General features: G+C 61.6%; 14 protein-coding genes. 4 read left to right on the top strand and 10 right to left on the bottom strand.

The window, feature by feature from the left end:
- Window positions 1-45 precede the first annotated feature (45 nt).
- From galE to ACSQ36_RS14635, 4 genes are all read right to left on the bottom strand, one after another.
- Entirely contained in the window at window positions 46-1,080 is a 1,035-nt protein-coding gene (gene galE, locus ACSQ36_RS14650; RefSeq protein WP_436182419.1) for a UDP-glucose 4-epimerase GalE, read from the bottom strand.
- A 23-nt stretch (window positions 1,081-1,103) separates the two neighbouring features.
- Window positions 1,104-2,255 carry a glycosyltransferase family 4 protein gene (locus ACSQ36_RS14645; RefSeq protein ID WP_436182418.1) on the bottom strand — a complete coding sequence of 384 codons (1,152 nt, stop codon included), beginning with the start codon at window positions 2,253-2,255 and terminating at the stop codon, window positions 1,104-1,106.
- A gap of 76 nt (window positions 2,256-2,331) precedes the next feature.
- Complete coding sequence (locus tag ACSQ36_RS14640; RefSeq protein ID WP_436182417.1) at window positions 2,332-3,159, bottom strand: glycosyltransferase; 828 nt, start codon at window positions 3,157-3,159, stop codon at window positions 2,332-2,334.
- Complete coding sequence (locus tag ACSQ36_RS14635) at window positions 3,156-4,412, bottom strand: oligosaccharide flippase family protein (protein WP_436183185.1); 1,257 nt, start codon at window positions 4,410-4,412, stop codon at window positions 3,156-3,158. Before ACSQ36_RS14635 ends, ACSQ36_RS14640 begins: the two co-directional genes overlap by 4 nt.
- 501 nt (window positions 4,413-4,913) lie before the next feature.
- On the opposite strand from ACSQ36_RS14635, the gene ACSQ36_RS14630 reads away from it, so the two are divergent.
- The 4 genes from ACSQ36_RS14630 (at window position 4,914) to waaA (ending at window position 11,216) form a co-directional block, all read left to right on the top strand.
- On the top strand, window positions 4,914-6,341 hold the full coding sequence (locus tag ACSQ36_RS14630) for a phosphomannomutase/phosphoglucomutase (protein ID WP_436182416.1): 1,428 nt from the start codon (window positions 4,914-4,916) through the stop codon (window positions 6,339-6,341).
- 1,222 nt (window positions 6,342-7,563) lie between these two features.
- Complete coding sequence (waaC, locus tag ACSQ36_RS14625) at window positions 7,564-8,559, top strand: lipopolysaccharide heptosyltransferase I (protein ID WP_436182415.1); 996 nt, start codon at window positions 7,564-7,566, stop codon at window positions 8,557-8,559.
- A gap of 334 nt (window positions 8,560-8,893) precedes the next feature.
- The gene (locus tag ACSQ36_RS14620; RefSeq protein ID WP_436182414.1) at window positions 8,894-9,778 is read left to right on the top strand and encodes a Kdo hydroxylase family protein; all 885 of its coding nucleotides are present in this window, start codon (window positions 8,894-8,896) and stop codon (window positions 9,776-9,778) included.
- A 112-nt stretch (window positions 9,779-9,890) separates the two neighbouring features.
- Window positions 9,891-11,216: a lipid IV(A) 3-deoxy-D-manno-octulosonic acid transferase gene (gene waaA, locus ACSQ36_RS14615; protein ID WP_436182413.1), complete on the top strand. Its 1,326-nt coding sequence runs from the start codon at window positions 9,891-9,893 to the stop codon at window positions 11,214-11,216.
- Between the two features lie 33 nt (window positions 11,217-11,249).
- Here the strand turns inward: waaA and ACSQ36_RS14610 are convergent, their stop codons facing one another.
- From ACSQ36_RS14610 to ACSQ36_RS14585, 6 genes are all read right to left on the bottom strand, one after another.
- The gene (locus ACSQ36_RS14610) at window positions 11,250-12,461 is read right to left on the bottom strand and encodes a glycosyltransferase (RefSeq protein ID WP_436182412.1); all 1,212 of its coding nucleotides are present in this window, start codon (window positions 12,459-12,461) and stop codon (window positions 11,250-11,252) included.
- A gap of 182 nt (window positions 12,462-12,643) precedes the next feature.
- Window positions 12,644-13,294 carry an urease accessory protein UreG gene (gene ureG, locus ACSQ36_RS14605; protein WP_436182411.1) on the bottom strand — a complete coding sequence of 217 codons (651 nt, stop codon included), beginning with the start codon at window positions 13,292-13,294 and terminating at the stop codon, window positions 12,644-12,646.
- Between the two features lie 5 nt (window positions 13,295-13,299).
- Entirely contained in the window at window positions 13,300-13,980 is a 681-nt protein-coding gene (locus ACSQ36_RS14600; protein WP_436183184.1) for an urease accessory protein UreF, read from the bottom strand.
- Window positions 13,967-14,656: an urease accessory protein UreE gene (ureE, locus tag ACSQ36_RS14595; protein WP_436182410.1), complete on the bottom strand. Its 690-nt coding sequence runs from the start codon at window positions 14,654-14,656 to the stop codon at window positions 13,967-13,969. Before ureE ends, ACSQ36_RS14600 begins: the two co-directional genes overlap by 14 nt.
- A 7-nt stretch (window positions 14,657-14,663) precedes the next feature.
- Window positions 14,664-16,370, bottom strand: a complete 1,707-nt coding sequence (ureC, locus tag ACSQ36_RS14590) for an urease subunit alpha (protein ID WP_436182409.1) — start codon at window positions 16,368-16,370, stop codon at window positions 14,664-14,666.
- A gap of 22 nt (window positions 16,371-16,392) precedes the next feature.
- Entirely contained in the window at window positions 16,393-16,698 is a 306-nt protein-coding gene (locus ACSQ36_RS14585; RefSeq protein WP_213768737.1) for an urease subunit beta, read from the bottom strand.
- Window positions 16,699-16,702: the final 4 nt, after the last annotated feature.

The following is a 16,702-nucleotide window of genomic DNA, read 5'->3' as shown; positions in this document are numbered from 1 at the left end:
GAACGCGTCAGGCCGCGCCGCGTGGGCGTTGCCTGAACCAGAACGTCAGGCAAAACCCCGTGGATTTTGCGACTGCCAGCGCCAGTGATCGGCGCACATCCGCTCGATGCCGTGTTCCGCTTGCCAGCCGAGCAGCTTCGCAGCGGCGGCCGGGTCGGCGAAACATTCGGCGATATCGCCCGGACGGCGGGCGACGAGTTTATACGGCACGGGCTTGCCCGACGCTGCTTCGAACGCCTTCACCACGTCCAGCACGCTATAACCCTGACCCGTGCCCAGGTTCACGACAAAACTGCTGTCGAGCGATTCCAGGGCATCGAGCGCCTTGATGTGACCACGCGCCAAGTCGACCACATGAATGTAATCGCGCACGCCGGTGCCGTCATGGGTCGCGTAATCGCTGCCGAAAATACGCAGGCGTTCCAGCTTGCCCACGGCCACTTGCGCCACATACGGCATCAGGTTGTTCGGCACGCCCGCCGGATCTTCACCGATCAAGCCGCTTTCGTGCGCCCCGACCGGATTGAAATAACGCAACGTCGCGATGCGCCACGCCGGATCCGAGATTTCCAGATCGCGCAAGACCTGCTCGGCGATCAGTTTCGATTGTCCGTAGGGGTTCGTTGCCGACAGCGGAAACGACTCGTCGATAGGCACGCTTTTCGGCACGCCATATACCGTGGCCGATGAGCTGAAGACGATCTTCTTCACGTCGCGCGCGCGCATGGTGTCGAGCAGCACGAGCAGGCTGTCCATGTTGTTGCGGTAATACTCGATCGGTTTCGCCACCGATTCGCCCACTGATTTCAACGCGGCGAAATGAATCGCGCCGGTGATGGCGTGTTCGTCAAAAATGCGGGCGAGGGTGGTTTCATCGCGGACATCGGCTTCGTAGAATGCCAGCTTTTTGCCCGTAATCTGCTCGACGCGTTTCAGCGATTGCGCGTTGCTGTTCACGAGGTTATCGATCACGACAACCCCGTAACCAACGTTAAGCAATTCGACGCAAGTATGCGAGCCGATAAAACCGGCGCCGCCCGTAACAAGGATCGTGCCCTTCGCGCTTGTGTGACCAGTCATGAATAACGCTCCCGGAGGGTGATTTAGAGTGAAACGCCGGTAACCGCGCGTATTGTGCCTTTATAACGCTCGACGACCACGTTTTCGTCGAATTCGCGCGCGACCTTCGCGCGGCCCGCCACGCCCATTTCAGCGCGCGCCGCGTGGTCCAGCAAAAGCATCTGCTCCATCTGCTGTGTGAGGCTGTCGGCGTTTTTTACTTCGCACAGCAGGCCGGTGACGCCGTTTTCGACGACTTCGCGGCAGCCCGGGACATCGGTGGCGACAATCGGGCGTCCCATTGCCGACGCCTCCATCAGGGTCCGCGGCACGCCTTCACGATACGACGGCAGCACCACACAATCCGCATTGCCGATAAACGCACGGACATCTTGCGCCTCGCCGAGATAATCGATGACCCCTTCCCGCTGCCAGGCCTGCACTTCATCGAGCGTGATGGCGCTGGGGTTGTCGACGCCCACGGGTCCGAGCAACTGGAACCGCGCATACGGATATTTTTCGCGCAGCCGGCGGGCTGCATCGACGTATTCCGCGACGCCTTTATCCCACAGCAGACGGCCAATTAAAATGAAAAAAAAGCCTTCCGTCTGCGGGTTGGCGCGCGGTAGCGGCTGATACGCGTAGTCGCCGAGATCGACGCCTTCGCCGTGCAGCAGCCGTGCGCGCTCGGGATGAACCAGCAAGTCCTGGTCGATGAACGCCTGCCGGTCGTCCTGATTCAGGAACCACACTTCGCGCGGAAAGCGAAACGCAAAACGATAAAGCCGCTTGGCAACGCTCGCCGTCCGGCTCTTCTGGATAAACACATAACCGAGCCCCGTGGTGACCGCTATGGACGGCACACCCGCGAGTTTCGCCGCGATCGAACCGTAGATATTCGGCTTGATCGTGTAGTGAAACACCATGTGCGGCCGGGTGGCGCGGTACTCGCGAACCAGCGCGGCGAGGGTCTTCAGGTCATCGCGGGGACTGGTGCCTTTCGACGCTACCGGCAGCTCGACGCATCGGCAGCCCATTTCCTCGAGCGGCGCGAAAGTCCGGTCGCGCGGCGCGATTACCGAGACGTCGACGCCGCGTTCGATCAGCATCCGCAGCAAACCGCGCCGGTAGGTGTAGATGGCCCACGCGGTGTTGCAGACGAGGGCAATGCGAAGGCGGGATTTCTCTGCGTTCATTCGATCGGTTTTAAATACGGTAGGTCAGGCGCTGGACGGCGGGCTTTAAATCCGGGGCTTGAAGCAAGGACTTACGTCATGCGGGAAACAAGCGCGTCTTCAACGCGCGCACCGCGCCGTATGGCAGCATCAGATGCGCGATATTTTTCGCTACACCGAGCCAGTCGGGCAGGTTCGTCAAACGCATGTATTTCAATTGCAGCCGCAGTGTAGACAGCGTTTGCGTCCGGCGTTTCGTCGCGCTGATGCCGTGCTCGTTGAGTTCGTAATACACGCCGAATTCCGGCAGGTTCGCGCAGTCGTGGTGTTGCATCAGGCGCAGGAACAGGTCGAGATCCTCAGCCGCGTGATACTCCGCGCGATAGTTGCCGGCTTCCATCACGGCGGTGACGCGCAGCATCATCGTCGGATGGGAGAAGCAGGCGCGCAGCAGCATGACGCGGCGAATCACTGCTGGTTCGGCAGGCGGGCGAAGGTCGAACAGCGGCGCGCCTTCCATGCTAACTACATGCGTCCACATGCCGAGCGCCGCCGTTTTCGGATGCGCCTCCATATAAGCGCGCTGCTTTTCCAGCCGATACGGCGTCGCCAGGTCGCCCGCATCGATGCGCGCCGCGTACTTGACACCCCGCTCCGCCAGCGCGGCCACGCCCGTTTGCAACGCAAGCTCGATACCGCCATTGCGCGGCATCCGCAGCACATCGATCGCGAGGTTCGCAACCGATGGCGCGACGATAGGCGGCAGGCTGCCGTCATCGACGATCAGCACGCGCACCGGCGTACGCTCGCAGAACGATGCGAGCGTACGGTCCAGGTCGTGCTGGGCGTTGAACACCGGGATCAGCACGGTGACGTCGTCGAGCGTCAGTGATGGCATAGGCGTGGTAGGTGAGTAGGCGCTCATACCCGCAGCCTGAAGCGGATGTAGTAGAAATTGACCGATGCCGCCGCGAGATATCCCGCCGCCAGTCCGATCAGCGCGCCGTAGCTGCCCATGCGTGGAATCGCGATCAGGTTCACCACGAACGCCACCGCCAGCGCCAGAAGCCACTTTGCGAGCAACACGAATTTCGCCTGGTATTTAAGCACGACGAGGTTCCCGATCGCTTCGATGCCAGCCGGCACCGATAGCCACACGGCCCAGCGGAAAATGCCGATGGATTCGGTATAAGCCGGTCCGAACACGCGCGAAATGATGACACCCGCGAGCAGGTCCAGCACTATCGCGCCGCCGATCATCAGTGCGGCCGTCATGGCGATCAACCGGCCGATGTTGCGCTTCAATTGCAGTGCATCCTGCACGCGATACACGAACGCCGGCGCGATCGTCTGCGCGAGCATCAGTGCGAGCGTGATCCAGTTTTCGTTGAGTTGCTGCGCGGCGGAATACCGGCCGAGATCGGCGAACGAAATGTGGCGCTCCAGCATGAGCCGGTCCAGCTTCAGGAACAGATACATACAAATGAGGCCGAGCCAGAACACCGTGCCGGCGCTGGCGAAGTGGCGGAACATCGAGCGGTCGATGTGCCAGCCGAGCTCGCCGCCGTGTCGATGCATGTAGTACAGCATCAATACCCCGCCGATGACCGCCGCTTCCAGCGCCCACAGCCAGCCGAAGCGCGCCGGGCTTGCCGCCGCACGCACGAGCACATATACGAGTGCCGCTTTGGCGAGCGCCGTGAGCATGCTGGTCAGCAATTGCGGTTTGCTGTACGTCATGCTTTGCAGCCACGCGTTGATCACGCCGACGAACGGCTCGCGAAACAGCATGGTCAAAGCGAGGCCGGCGAGCATGGCGCCGACGAGGGGATCAGTGAAACCCGCCGCAATGCCGATCCAAGTCAAGACCAGCGCCGCCGCGGATACGCCCATGCGCAGCACGAACGCGTTGCCGAGCACCGTGCCTAGCTGGCCCGGCGGGCGATTCACGATGGTTGGCACGAGAATCTCGGCGCCGCACACCCAGGTGATGGGCGAGAGCACGAGCAGCAGCGTGTTGGCGTATTGCCATTTGCCGAAGACATCGGGGCCGAAGTAGCGCGCGAGCAGTCCGCTGATGGCAACGGCGACCGCGATCTGCGTGAGGCGTTCGAGACCGAGCCAGACGATGTTCGCCAGCGCCTTGCTAACGTCGGGGTTCTTGATCCGTTTCAGCATCCGCGGGCGGCGCCTCGCGTGGCCGTGGCTGTCACGGCGATAATAGGCATGGCGCTTGCGGTAAAACAGCCGCCCGGGCTTGTTGCGATCCTTGCTGGCGCCCTGTCGGGAGCCGTCAACCACCATGCGGTTTCCCGCCATCCGGTGTGACGTTTGTACTTCGCGGTGAAAAAGCGTCCGGGCATTGGATTAGAATATTTGCGCAGGTCCGCGCGGAAAGACTGCGATTATAGGTGCGAACAGTGCGGACAACCGCATGGTTGACGTTGGGTCGAGACTCGCTGAGGGGGCTCCGAAGGGGTGCCAGCGGGTTCGAGATCACTCGATACGAATTTCTTTCGTTATTTTTTGCGTTTCGTCCGGTATTGTTTCTGGCTGTTCGTGCGTTGGCCGAGTCAGGTCGTGATCGTTGGCCGCAGGTCTGTATCAAGGGGTCTTCGTGACCCAGGACGCTTCGGGATGCCCCGGAACCATTTAAATTATTAGTCAGGTAGCCATTCCATGAGCCAGTCACCGCAAGTACCGCCGCAAGTACCCGTTACCCAGTCCATTTTCAAGGCTTACGACATTCGCGGGATCGTTGGCAAAACCGTCGACGCCGGCGTCGCGCGCAACATTGGCCGCGCGTTCGGCAGCGAGATCCGTAACCAAGGCGGCGACTCGGTCGTCGTGGCCCGTGACGGCCGTTTGTCGGGTCCGGAGCTTGTTGGCGCGCTTGCTGACGGCTTGCGTGAAGCAGGCGTGGACGTGGTCGACCTTGGCATGGTGCCTACCCCCGTAGGTTATTTCGGGGCTAGCGTGCCCCTCGCTCTGCCTTCGGGCGAGCGTCGAGTGGATTCGTGCATTGTGGTGACGGGGAGCCACAATCCGCCCGACTACAACGGCTTCAAGATGGTGCTGCGCGGCGCCGCCATCTATGGCGACCAGATCCAGGCGTTGTATCAGCGCATTGTGAATGAGGACTTCACGAGCGGTGCGGGCACATACACCGAATACGATATCCAGCAGGTCTACCTTGACCGGATTGTCAGCGACATCAAGCCTGTGCGTCCGATGAAGATCGTGATCGATGCGGGTAACGGCGTGGCTGGCCAACTTGCGCCGCGTCTGTTCAAGGCGTTGGGTTGCGAGCTGGTTGAACTGTTCACTGACATTGACGGGACGTTCCCGAATCACCATCCCGATCCGGCGCATGCGGAGAACCTGCAAGACGTGATCAAGGCGTTGAAGGAGACGGATGCGGAAATCGGTTTTGCCTTCGATGGCGACGGCGACCGTCTGGGGGTTGTCACGAAGGACGGCCAGATCATCTATCCGGATCGCCAGTTGATGTTGTTTGCGCAGGAAGTGTTGTCGCGCAACAAGGGCGGGCAGATTATTTACGACGTGAAGTGCACGCGTAATCTGGCTAAATGGGTACGTGACCAGGGTGGCGAGCCGGTGATGTGGAAGACGGGGCACTCGCTGGTGAAGGCGAAGCTGCGGGAAACGGGCGCGCCGTTGGCGGGTGAGATGAGCGGTCACGTGTTTTTCAAGGATCGCTGGTATGGCTTTGATGATGGCCTTTATACCGGCGCGCGGCTGCTTGAAATCCTGTCGCGGGTGGCTGATCCGAGCAAGCTGCTCAATGATTTGCCAAACTCGTTGTCCACGCCTGAGTTGCAGCTGAAGCTGAACGAGGGCGAGAACTTTGAGCTTATCGCGAAGATGCAGAAGAACGCGAAGTTCACTGGCGCGGACGATGTGCTGACTATTGACGGGCTGCGGGTGGAGTATCCGGATGGTTTCGGGCTCGCGCGGTCGTCGAATACCACGCCGGTGGTGGTTATGCGGTTTGAAGCTGACAGTGAGGAAGCGCTCAAGCGGATTCAGGAAGATTTTCGCCGGGTGATCCTGGCGGAGAAGGCTGACGCCCAATTGCCGTTCTGAGGGTGTTCGCACTTGGGTTTGGGTAGGGTCTTTCGGGGCTGGTGGTTGGTGTTGAGGTCGGGGTGCTGGCGGTTCTGGGGCTAGCGCTCGAGGTTGATGCCCAGGGGGAGCGGTCGGAGATAGTGTCCGGTTGCCAGGTTCTCGGGTTAGTGGTTGGAGTCATTGCCGGGTTGGTGCTTTCGGCGGTAGTGGTCGGGGTCAATGCCGGGTTGCTGCTTTCGGCGTTAGCGGTCTGCGAGAGTCGGATTTTCTCTTTATCACTGTTAGCCACTGTGCGTGGCGGCACGTCATTTCTTTGTCCAAAGCGACAAAGAAACGAAGCAAAGAAAACGCTTTCAACCACGCTACCCTAAGTGTCCACAGCGTGCAGTTTCTATTCATGGGTGCCCCAAAAGCACGGTGCTCGCCAGAGCGGAGGATGTTTGAACCCCTCCTTCTCGCGAATCCTGACATGAACACGCTTCGCCACCAGTGCTCTCGGGCAAGCACCGGTTGCCGAGGAGCCCGCACAGCCCTGCGCATATTTTGCTGCCGCGTTTCCCGTTGGCTAAGTGGTCTGAAACGGCTATCTCCAGGGATCATGGTCGCTTCATTTTTTGGCGCGTTGATGCGTGGGCCACATGGTCATTTTGTGGGTTAGGGCCTTGCGCATTTTTGGGGCTTGGTTTCCAGGTGGGTTGGCTGCGTGGTTCGTTGTGCGCACAAATTCGAAGGGTGGTTCTCCGCGGATAGCGCGGGGTGCTCCTTGGGCAGGTTCAATCACTGGTGGCGAAGCGTGTGGTATCGGTGTTCGGAGAAGGAGGGGTTCACACATCCTTCGCTCTGGCGAGCACCGTGCTTTTGGGGCACCTATGAATAGAAACTGCACGCTGTGGATACTTAGGGTAGCGTGGTTTAAAAGCGTTTTCTTTGCTTCGTTTCTTTGTCGCTAAGGACCAGGAAATGACGTGCCGCCACGCACAGTGGCTAACAGTGATAAAGAGAAAATCCAACTCAAGCAGACCACTAACACCGAAAGCACCAACCCGGCATTGACCCCCGACCGCTAACGCAGAAACCTGGCAACCCGGCACCAAACCCGACCGCTCCGTTGCAAACTCCGCCCTAAAACCCCCAACCGCGAGCGAAAAACCAAACCAAACCTCAAGCGCCAGCGGTAAACTCCGGCGCATCTCAAATTGTCCACGCGCCGTCCAATCCGACGACGCTCACCGTGTCCAGCGTGCAAAAGATCTTGATTGTCCGGGTGTCGTCCCTAGGCGACGTCGTCCATAACATGCCGGCCATCGCCGATATCCGTCGTCTCCACCCCGATGCCCAGATCGACTGGCTAGTCGAAGAGAGCTTCACGGATCTCGTCGAACTCGTCGATGGCGTACGCCGCGCCATCCCGTTCTCGCTACGTCGATGGCGCAAACGCCTCTTTTCCCTCGATAACTGGCGCGAAATCCAACGCTTTCGCCGCACACTGGCCGCAGAAAAATACGACCTCGTCATCGACTGCCAAGGGCTCATCAAAACCGCATGGGTGGCAAGCTGGGCGCGCGGCACGCTGGTCGGCCTGGGCAACCGCACAGACGGCGCCGGCTACGAATGGCCCGTTCGTTTCTTCTACGATAAACGCGTGCCCATCGAACCACGTACGCACGTGGTCGAGCGCACCCGGCAACTCGTCGCGGCCGCGCTCGGCGATCCGCGCCCCGAAGCCACCGACGCCATCACATTCGGCATGGATACCCGGCGCGCCGCGCTGGCGTTATCGCAGGCCGGGCTGAACCTGCCCGTGCCATATGTGGTGTTCGTCCACGCCACGTCCCGCGCCGATAAACAATGGCCCGAAACCGCGTGGATCGAACTCGGACAGTCGCTGATCCGGCGCGGGGTATCAATCGTGCTGCCATGGGGCAGCGAAACCGAACGCGAAACCAGCGACAAACTGGCAAAAGAGTTCGGCGCAGCAGCGGTCGTGCCGCCGAAACTCTCGCTGCCGGCCGTGGTCGGCTTGATCGACGGCGCAGTGGCGACGGTGGGCGTGGACACGGGACTTGTGCACATCGCGGCAGCCCTGAAGCGGCCGACCATCGAGTTGTACAATTTCTCAACCGCCTGGCGCACCGGCGGTTACTGGTCGCCGCGCGTGGTGAATCTGGGCAGCGCAAGCCAGCACCCGACGTTGCAACAAGTCAAAGCGACCCTCGCAGGCTTCGGGTTGCTTTGATGCATGAGCACAGCAGCGGTATCGGCGCAGCGCGCGCGGTAAGGAGGCGGCTTCGAAGGATCGGCTCAATCGCCGGGACAAACCGGCGGCGCGTTTGACGAAGCCAAGCGATGCCAAGTGAAACCCGGCGGTTTGAGGTCCATCAACTGCCAGCCTTTCACGCGGCGGATTTTGCAGTCGGTTTGAGCGAAAATGCACCGCGCTCGCCGGGCGCGACGTTTCCCGATGCGTCAATCGAAGCCAATCGAGGTTGATTGAAGCCGATTGATGCCCATTGAAGCCGGTTGACGATAATCGGCCCGCTCACTGGCTTATCAAAACAAATCGAATGCACATGACCGAATCTCAAATTATTGAAGTTGCCTCCGCCGACTGGGAGGGCCAGCAGCTTTCCGTGCCGCGCGAGGCGTTGCTGGCCGGCGTCGAGCGCGGCAAGGTCCTGTATTTCCCGCATCTGGCATTTACCGTGGAAGGCGGCGAACGGGCGCTCCTGGACCCGAAGGTCGCCGACCCCGAGCGCAAGAACATCAGCCTTGCGCCCAATGGCGGGGCGCTCGCGGGTGTACTTGGGGACGCCGTCACGCAATCTGCCGTCCGGGCGTTGATCGCGCGCTATCAGGCGAACGCGCGCTCGCTGGTCGACGGGCTGTTCCCTGAATATCGCGGCAAATTAAGGGTTGCGCCCACCAGTCTGCGGCTGCATCGCGTGGAAACGCGCGAGACGTCGTGGCGCAAGGACGACAGCCGCCTTCACGTCGATGCTTTTCCATCGCGGCCGAATTATGGCGAGCGCATCCTGCGCGTGTTCACCAACGTCAATCCGGATGGCGTGCCGCGTGTGTGGCGCGTCGGCGAGCCGTTCGAGGACATGGCAAAACGCTTCTTGCCAGCAATCCAAGCCCCGGTTCCCGGCGCGGCGTGGCTCATGAATCTCCTGCATATCACCAAGACGCCACGCAGCGAATACGACCACCTGATGCTCCATCTGCACGACGCAATGAAGGCCGATCTCGACTATCAAGCGAAATCGCCGCAGCAGCAGATGCCGTTTCCGCCCGGTTGCGTGTGGGTGTGTTTCTCCGATCAAACCTCGCACGCCGTCATGTCCGGCCAGTACATGCTCGAGCAAACCTTCTTCCTCCCTGTCAGCGCCATGGCCCAGCCAGACTGTGCGCCGCTCGGAATCCTGCAACGCCTGAAAGGCAGGGCGCTGGTTTGAGCGCCGCAGCCCGGTGGGAGTGTTTCGCAGGTTCGGTCCTTTGCGCGGGGCTTCACGTGCGCGGCGAGCGATCGTTGCCATTGTTGTCGAGCGCCTACCGCGAGGGCGTTCGATGCTGAGGCTCGTGTATCGCGCGTTATGGTGGCTCGTCGCGCCGCTCGCGGTGTTGCGCCTGCTGATCCGCTCGCGGCGGGAGCGGGGGTATCGCGAGCATATCGGCGAACGGTTTGGCTTTGGCCCCGCTCACCGAGCTGACGATCTCGCGCCGTTGATCTGGGTTCATGCGGTGTCGGTAGGAGAGACGCGGGCGGCTCAGCCGCTGATCGAAGCGTTGCAGCAAGCGCATCCCGATGCCCGTATCCTCCTGACGCACATGACCCCGAGTGGCCGCGCGACCGGCGTGGAGCTATACGGCGATCGGATTTCGCGCAGTTATCTTCCCTACGATTCTCCGTCGCTCGTGCGGCGGTTCTTGCGCGCGTGGCGGCCGTCGCTGGGTATCGTGATGGAAACGGAAGTGTGGCCAACGCTCATCGACGAATGCAAACGGGCCGATATCCCGCTGGTGCTGACCAACGCGCGGATGTCGGCGCGTTCGTTCAAGCGCGCGGCGAAGTTCGGCAATGCGACGCGCGAAGTGTTTGGCGGTTTTACGCGCGTGCTGGCGCAGACGCAGTCCGACGCAGACCGCCTGAGCGCGCTGGGTGCGCGCAATGTCGCGGTGCTCGGCAACTTGAAGTTCGATATGGCCGCGCCGCCCGAACTCTATGCGCGCGGCCATGCGTGGCGCGCGGCGATTGGGGAGCGCCCGGTTTGGGTGGCGGCAAGCACGCGCGAGGGCGAGGAAGCGCTGGTGCTGCAGGCGTTCACGACCTTGCGGGCTCGCCTACCCGACGCGTTGCTGATCCTCGTGCCACGCCATCCGCAGCGGTTCGACGAAGTCGCCGTGTTGATCGATGCCGCCGCGCAGTCCTATGTGCGGCGTTCCGCCTGGGCGGGAAGGACTGCTGCAGCGGGATCGGGAATCGATGCCGCGCCGGTATTGCCAGCGAACGTCAACGTGCTGCTCGGCGATTCGATGGGCGAGCTGAGCGCGTATTACGCGGCATCGGACCTGGCATTCGTTGGCGGGAGTTTGCTGCCGCTGGGCGGGCAGAACCTGATCGAGGCGTGTGCGGCGGGCGTGCCGGTGCTGATTGGCCCGCACACCTTCAATTTCACGCAAGCGACGAACGATGCGATCACGGAAGGCGCGGCGTTGCGCGTGAGCGATCCGGCGGCGTTGGCGCGCGGCCTGCGGGATCTTTTCACCGATAAACCCCGCCGGCTCGCCATGAGCGCAGCGGCGTCGGCGTTCGCGGCGAAGCATCGCGGGGCGACGGCGAGGACGGTGGCGGTGCTGGGGGCGTTGTTGCGCACGCCAGCAGAGGAACCGTGACTTTCAGCGGCAGGGGCGAACAACCCTCCCTGCCTAACCGCGTTCCTGCAAAATCCGCGTCACGCAAGCAACGAACCTCTCATTGCTCGCCTCCACGCCATACGCCCGCGCCCGTTCCAGCGCTTCGCGCGTGAAGCCATCGCGCAGATCGTGGTCCGATAACAACCGCAACAGCGCCTCTGCCATGGCGTCTACATTGCCGATAGGAACCAGCAGCCCGAATCGGCCATCGTCCAGGATCTCTCGCGGCCCGGTCGGGCAATCGGTCGAAATCACCGGCTTGCCAAGCGCCAGCGCCTCGAGCAACACCATCGGCATGCCTTCATAACGCGAGCTGAGCACCAGCGCACTCGCATGTGCCACGACCGCGTGCGGATTGTTCCGATACCCCGTGAAATGCACGCGTTCCCCGATCCCCAGTTCCACCGCCAGCGCTTCCAGCTCGCGGCGAAAACCGCCGTCGCCGACAATTACCAGGTCTTCCCGCACCCCACCGTCATCCCGCGTCCCGACAAGCTGTGCATAAGCTCGCAGCAAGGTCCGGTGATCCTTCTGGATCTCGTCGAGCCGCGCCACGGAAACGATGTACGGCGCGGAACACGGCGGCGTTTCCACAGCCGCGCCGTTCTCGCGAATCCGGTCGATATCGATCGCATTCGGCAGCACAAACACGTTGCGCAGATGGCCATTGAACAGTTCGCTCGCTTCATCGGCCATTTGGCGGTTCAGCGCGGCAATCCCGTCGTAGCGGCCGTATTGTGCGAGCAGCCGTTTCATTTTCCGGCGTCGGCCGCCCAGCCGTGCATCGAAACTGAAATGGTTCACGCCGAGCCACGCCACGCCGAAGCGGCCAGCCAGCCGGCGCAGCGACATGTCGAAGTCGATGATGATGTCGTGACGCTGCGCCAGCGCGGCCACACGCGCTTTCACGTAGGGACGCACGGCGAGCGTGTTGAACACGTCGCGCCCGACACGGCCGAGCTTGCTCAGCCGATGCGCGTAGCGACGTGCCTGGAACACGTTGAGCCAGGGTTTGTCGGTGAGAATCTCGACGCCAACGTCCGCCGGAACCTGCGCGCGAAAGCGCTGTTCGAACGCGGGGGACGAAAACATCACGGACAGCGTCACCGTGAAGCGCGCGCGGTCGTAGATCCGCAGCCATTGCATCAGCGACGATTCGATGCCGCCATCGTTGAAATCTGCGATGTGAAACAGCACCGCGATGCGCCTGGAGGGTTGCGCCATGAGTGTCGAGGACGCTGTGGGCGACGGGGTCGGCCGCACGGCGGCGTCGCGAGTTAGAAGCGTGTCGGGACTATCGATCAGAGGTCTCCGGAAGCGGGCCTATGGCCGTAAAAAGGGCAAGGCGACATGTTAACGCACTCGATCGGCCGGGAACAGTTTCTTCCCGGGGCCGAAACCAGCACTCAGACCGCGAGCAGCCCCTTTTTTTCGATGAAGCGAACCACCACGTCGAGCCCTTCCAGCGCTTTCAGGTTGCACATGACAAATGGCCGTTCTCCGCGCATCTTCCTGGCATCGGAGGCCATGATGTCGAGATTTGCGCCGACATACGGTGCAAGGTCGATCTTGTTGATCACCAGCAGATCGGACTTCGTGATGCCCGGACCGCCCTTGCGCGGAATTTTTTCGCCGCCGGCGACATCGATTACATAAATGGTCAGGTCCGATAATTCCGGGCTGAAGGTGGCCGCGAGATTATCCCCACCCGACTCGATGAACACGATATCCGCGTCCGGGAAACGCTCGATCATCTGGTCGACGGCTTCCAGGTTGATGGAGGCATCTTCGCGGATCGCCGTGTGCGGGCAGCCGCCCGTTTCCACGCCCATGATACGTTCGGCCGGCAACGCGCCCGCAACCGTCAGCAGGCGTTGATCCTCTTTTGTGTAGATGTCGTTGGTGATCGCGACGAGGTCGTATTTCTCGCGCATCGCCTTGCAGAGCATTTCGAGCAGCGTGGTCTTGCCCGAACCGACCGGACCTCCCACGCCCACGCGCAAGGGCGGCAGTTTCTTGGAGCGGCGGGCAGCGGCGGAATAGACGGGTGCGTTCATGTTTTTTAAGAGCGGAACAAGCGTGAATATTGTGATTCGTGGCGCGCCGAGAGAATGCCGAGTTGCGGCGCGAAGGTGTTGATTTCACCGGGCGATGTGTCGAGCGCTTTTTCCACAGCGGTATCGATAGCAACGCGCAACGCAACGATGATCCGCTGCCCCGCGATCTGGCCTAGCGGTACGGCTTTTAACGCTGCAGCGGCCTGATTTTCGACCCAGGAGAACGCGTAGGCGGCGAGGGCGGCGTCGGTGGCGGCATCGTGAGCATAGGCGGCGAAGGCGAATGCTGTGGGCTGCGAGATCGGTTTGATAGCGTTTAGCGTAGCTAAACGCGCGGCGTCGCCCCATTCGAGCTGCGTGCACAACTGCGCAAGCGACCAGCCCATCTGCTGCGTCTCGCGACGCAATTCCGAGGACTCGCGGCTGGCGAGGAATTCTTCATCGGCGGCGGCGAGTCCGGCTGCATCGTGATTGCGCCAGCGGGCCATCTGGTGCGCAAGGAACGGTAACTCGCCGCGTGCGAGCACATTGGTCAAGCCGCTCGTGATCCATTCGCGGGCGGTGTCGCCATCGTGGATCAAACCATGTTCTATCGCCGATTCAAGACCCTGCGAGTAACTGAACGCGCCAATAGGCAGTGCCGGCGATGCCAGATGAAGCAGGGCAGTGAGTTCAGCGATGCGCATGACCGTGGTCGTGATCGTGGCCTTCGTGGTCATGGCCCTTGCCGTCGTCGTGTGCGGCGTGGTCGCGAGTTTCGTGGTCCGCGTGCCCATGCGCGCACTGCGAATGGTCGCCATGATCGTGGCCCGCGCCGTGCGCGTGTCCATGATCGTGCCCGTGCGAGTGCCCATGATGTTCATCGAAGACCTTTTGCGCGAGCGCGTAGTCCTCCACAAACGTCTCGTCATGCCCATGCTTGTGACCGCCGCCATATGCGCCAGTCTCTGGTTGGAACGGCGCCGTCGCGTGATCCACATGCGCGCCCAGACGCTTGAGCATGTCTTCGAGCACGGGATCAGCTTCCAGTTTCAACTGTCCCGCAGCCACTTCAACCGGCGTGTGGCGATTGCCCAAGTGGTACGCGGCACGAGTCAGGGTAATAGGATCGTGAGCATGCACAACCAGCACATCTTGCGGCGCTGCAATCACACGTACCAGGCCGCCATCGTCGGCAACGAGCATGTCGCCATCGCGCAGCACCGTGCCGCGCGGCAGCACCAGCGCCACTTCCTCACCATTATCCAGCGTGGCGGCCAGGCGGCTCTTGCAGCGGTCATCGAAGGCAAGGGTCAAGGTAGGCGCGCGTTTGATCAGTGGTGCGGCAAGTTTCGCTTCGATACGTTTATCGATCGTGCGCATGAAAGTCTCAAAAAAGGAAGTAGCGCTGAGCCATCGGCAAAACGGTTGCCGGCTCGCAGGTGAGCAACTGGCCGTCGGCTACAACCTGATACGTTTCCGGATCGACGGTAATGGACGGCCTGTACGCATTGTGAACCATGTCGGCCTTCGATATGTTCCGACAATTCTTCACCGCGACCACTTGCTTCTTCAATCCGTACCGTTCGCCGATACCGTCGTCCAGCGCCATCTGCGAGACGAAGGTCAGAGAGGTCTTTCCCAACGCGCCGCCGCGAGTCGCGAACATCTCGCGATAATGCACCGGCTGCGGCGTCGGAATCGATGCGTTCGGGTCACCCATCTGCGCGACCGCGATCATGCCGCCTTTCAGGATCATCGACGGCTTCACGCCGAAGAATGCGGGCTCCCAGAATACGAGGTCGGCCCATTTACCCGGTTCGATGGAACCCACTTCATGCGCGATGCCATGCGTGATCGCCGGGTTGATCGTGTACTTGGCGATGTAGCGTTTCGCGCGGAAATTGTCGTTGCGCGATGAGTCTTCGGGCAACGCGCCGCGCTGCGTTTTCATCTTGTGCGCGGTCTGCCAGGTTCGCATGACAACCTCGCCCACACGCCCCATCGCCTGCGAATCAGAGGACAGCATGGACAGCGCGCCCAGGTCATGAAGGATGTCTTCGGCGGCAATCGTCTCGCGTCGAATCCGCGATTCGGCGAACGCGATATCTTCCGCAATCGATGGATCGAGGTGATGGCAGACCATCAGCATGTCGAGGTGTTCATCGAGCGTATTGATGGTGTACGGACGCGTGGGATTCGTCGATGACGGCAGCACGTTCAACTCGCCGCAGACCTTGATGATGTCGGGCGCATGACCGCCGCCCGCGCCTTCGGTGTGATACGTGTGGATCGTGCGGCCCTTGAATGCGGCGACCGTCGTCTCCACAAAACCCGCTTCATTCAGCGTGTCCGTGTGAATGGCGACTTGTGTGTCGGTATCGTCGGCGACGGACAGGCAGTTATCGATAGCCGCCGGCGTCGTGCCCCAGTCTTCATGCAGCTTGAGCCCGATCGCGCCGGCCTTGATCTGTTCGATCGCCGGCGCGGGCAAACTCACGTTGCCCTTGCCGAGAAAGCCAAGGTTCACCGGCCAACCATCGGCGGCTTGCAGCATGCGTTCGAGATGCCACGGCCCCGGCGTGCAGGTCGTCGCGTTCGTGCCGGTCGCGGGGCCGGTGCCACCGCCGAGCATTGTCGTGATGCCTGAAGCTATGGCTTCATCGATCTGCTGCGGGCTGATGAAGTGAATATGCGAGTCGATACCCCCCGCCGTCACGATCATCCCTTCGCCGGCAATGACCTCGGTGGCCGCGCCGATTGCAATGTTCACGCCCGGCTGGATATCCGGATTGCCCGCCTTGCCGATCGCAAACACGCGCCCGTTCTTGATGCCGATATCCGCCTTCACGATGCCCCAGTGATCGAGGATCAGCGCGTTCGTCACGACCGTATCCACCACGTCGGCGTGCACGCGTTGCGACTGGCCCATGCCATCGCGAATCACCTTGCCGCCGCCGAACTTGACCTCTTCGCCGTAGGTCGTGAAGTCGCGTTCGACTTCGATCAGCAGGTCGGTATCGGCGAGACGCACGCGGTCGCCGGTGGTCGGGCCGAACATCTCCGCGTAGGCGCGGCGTCCGATGCGTAGCGTCATTTCGATAATCCTGAAGTTGAGATCAAAGCGGACCCATGACGAGGCCGTTGAAGCCGTAGACCCGGCGATCGCCCGCTAGCGCCACGAGTTCGACCGTGCGTTCCTGGCCGGGCTCGAAGCGCACGGCCGTACCCGATGCAATGTTCAGCCGAAAGCCTCTCGCCTTGTCGCGTTCGAATATGAGCGCCGTGTTGACTTCGAAGAAATGAAAATGCGAACCGACCTGCACCGGCCGGTCACCTGTATTCGATACCGTCACGGACACCGTCTCGCGGCCCGCGTTGAGTTCGTGCTCACCATCGTCGATGAGATATTCGCCGGGAATCATGCGC

Source organism: Caballeronia sp. LjRoot34, assembly GCF_964253815.1.
Lineage (GTDB): Bacteria > Pseudomonadota > Gammaproteobacteria > Burkholderiales > Burkholderiaceae > Caballeronia.
The sequence above is the reverse complement of the archived record's forward strand: the minus strand, read 5'-3'. Positions and strand labels throughout refer to the sequence as shown.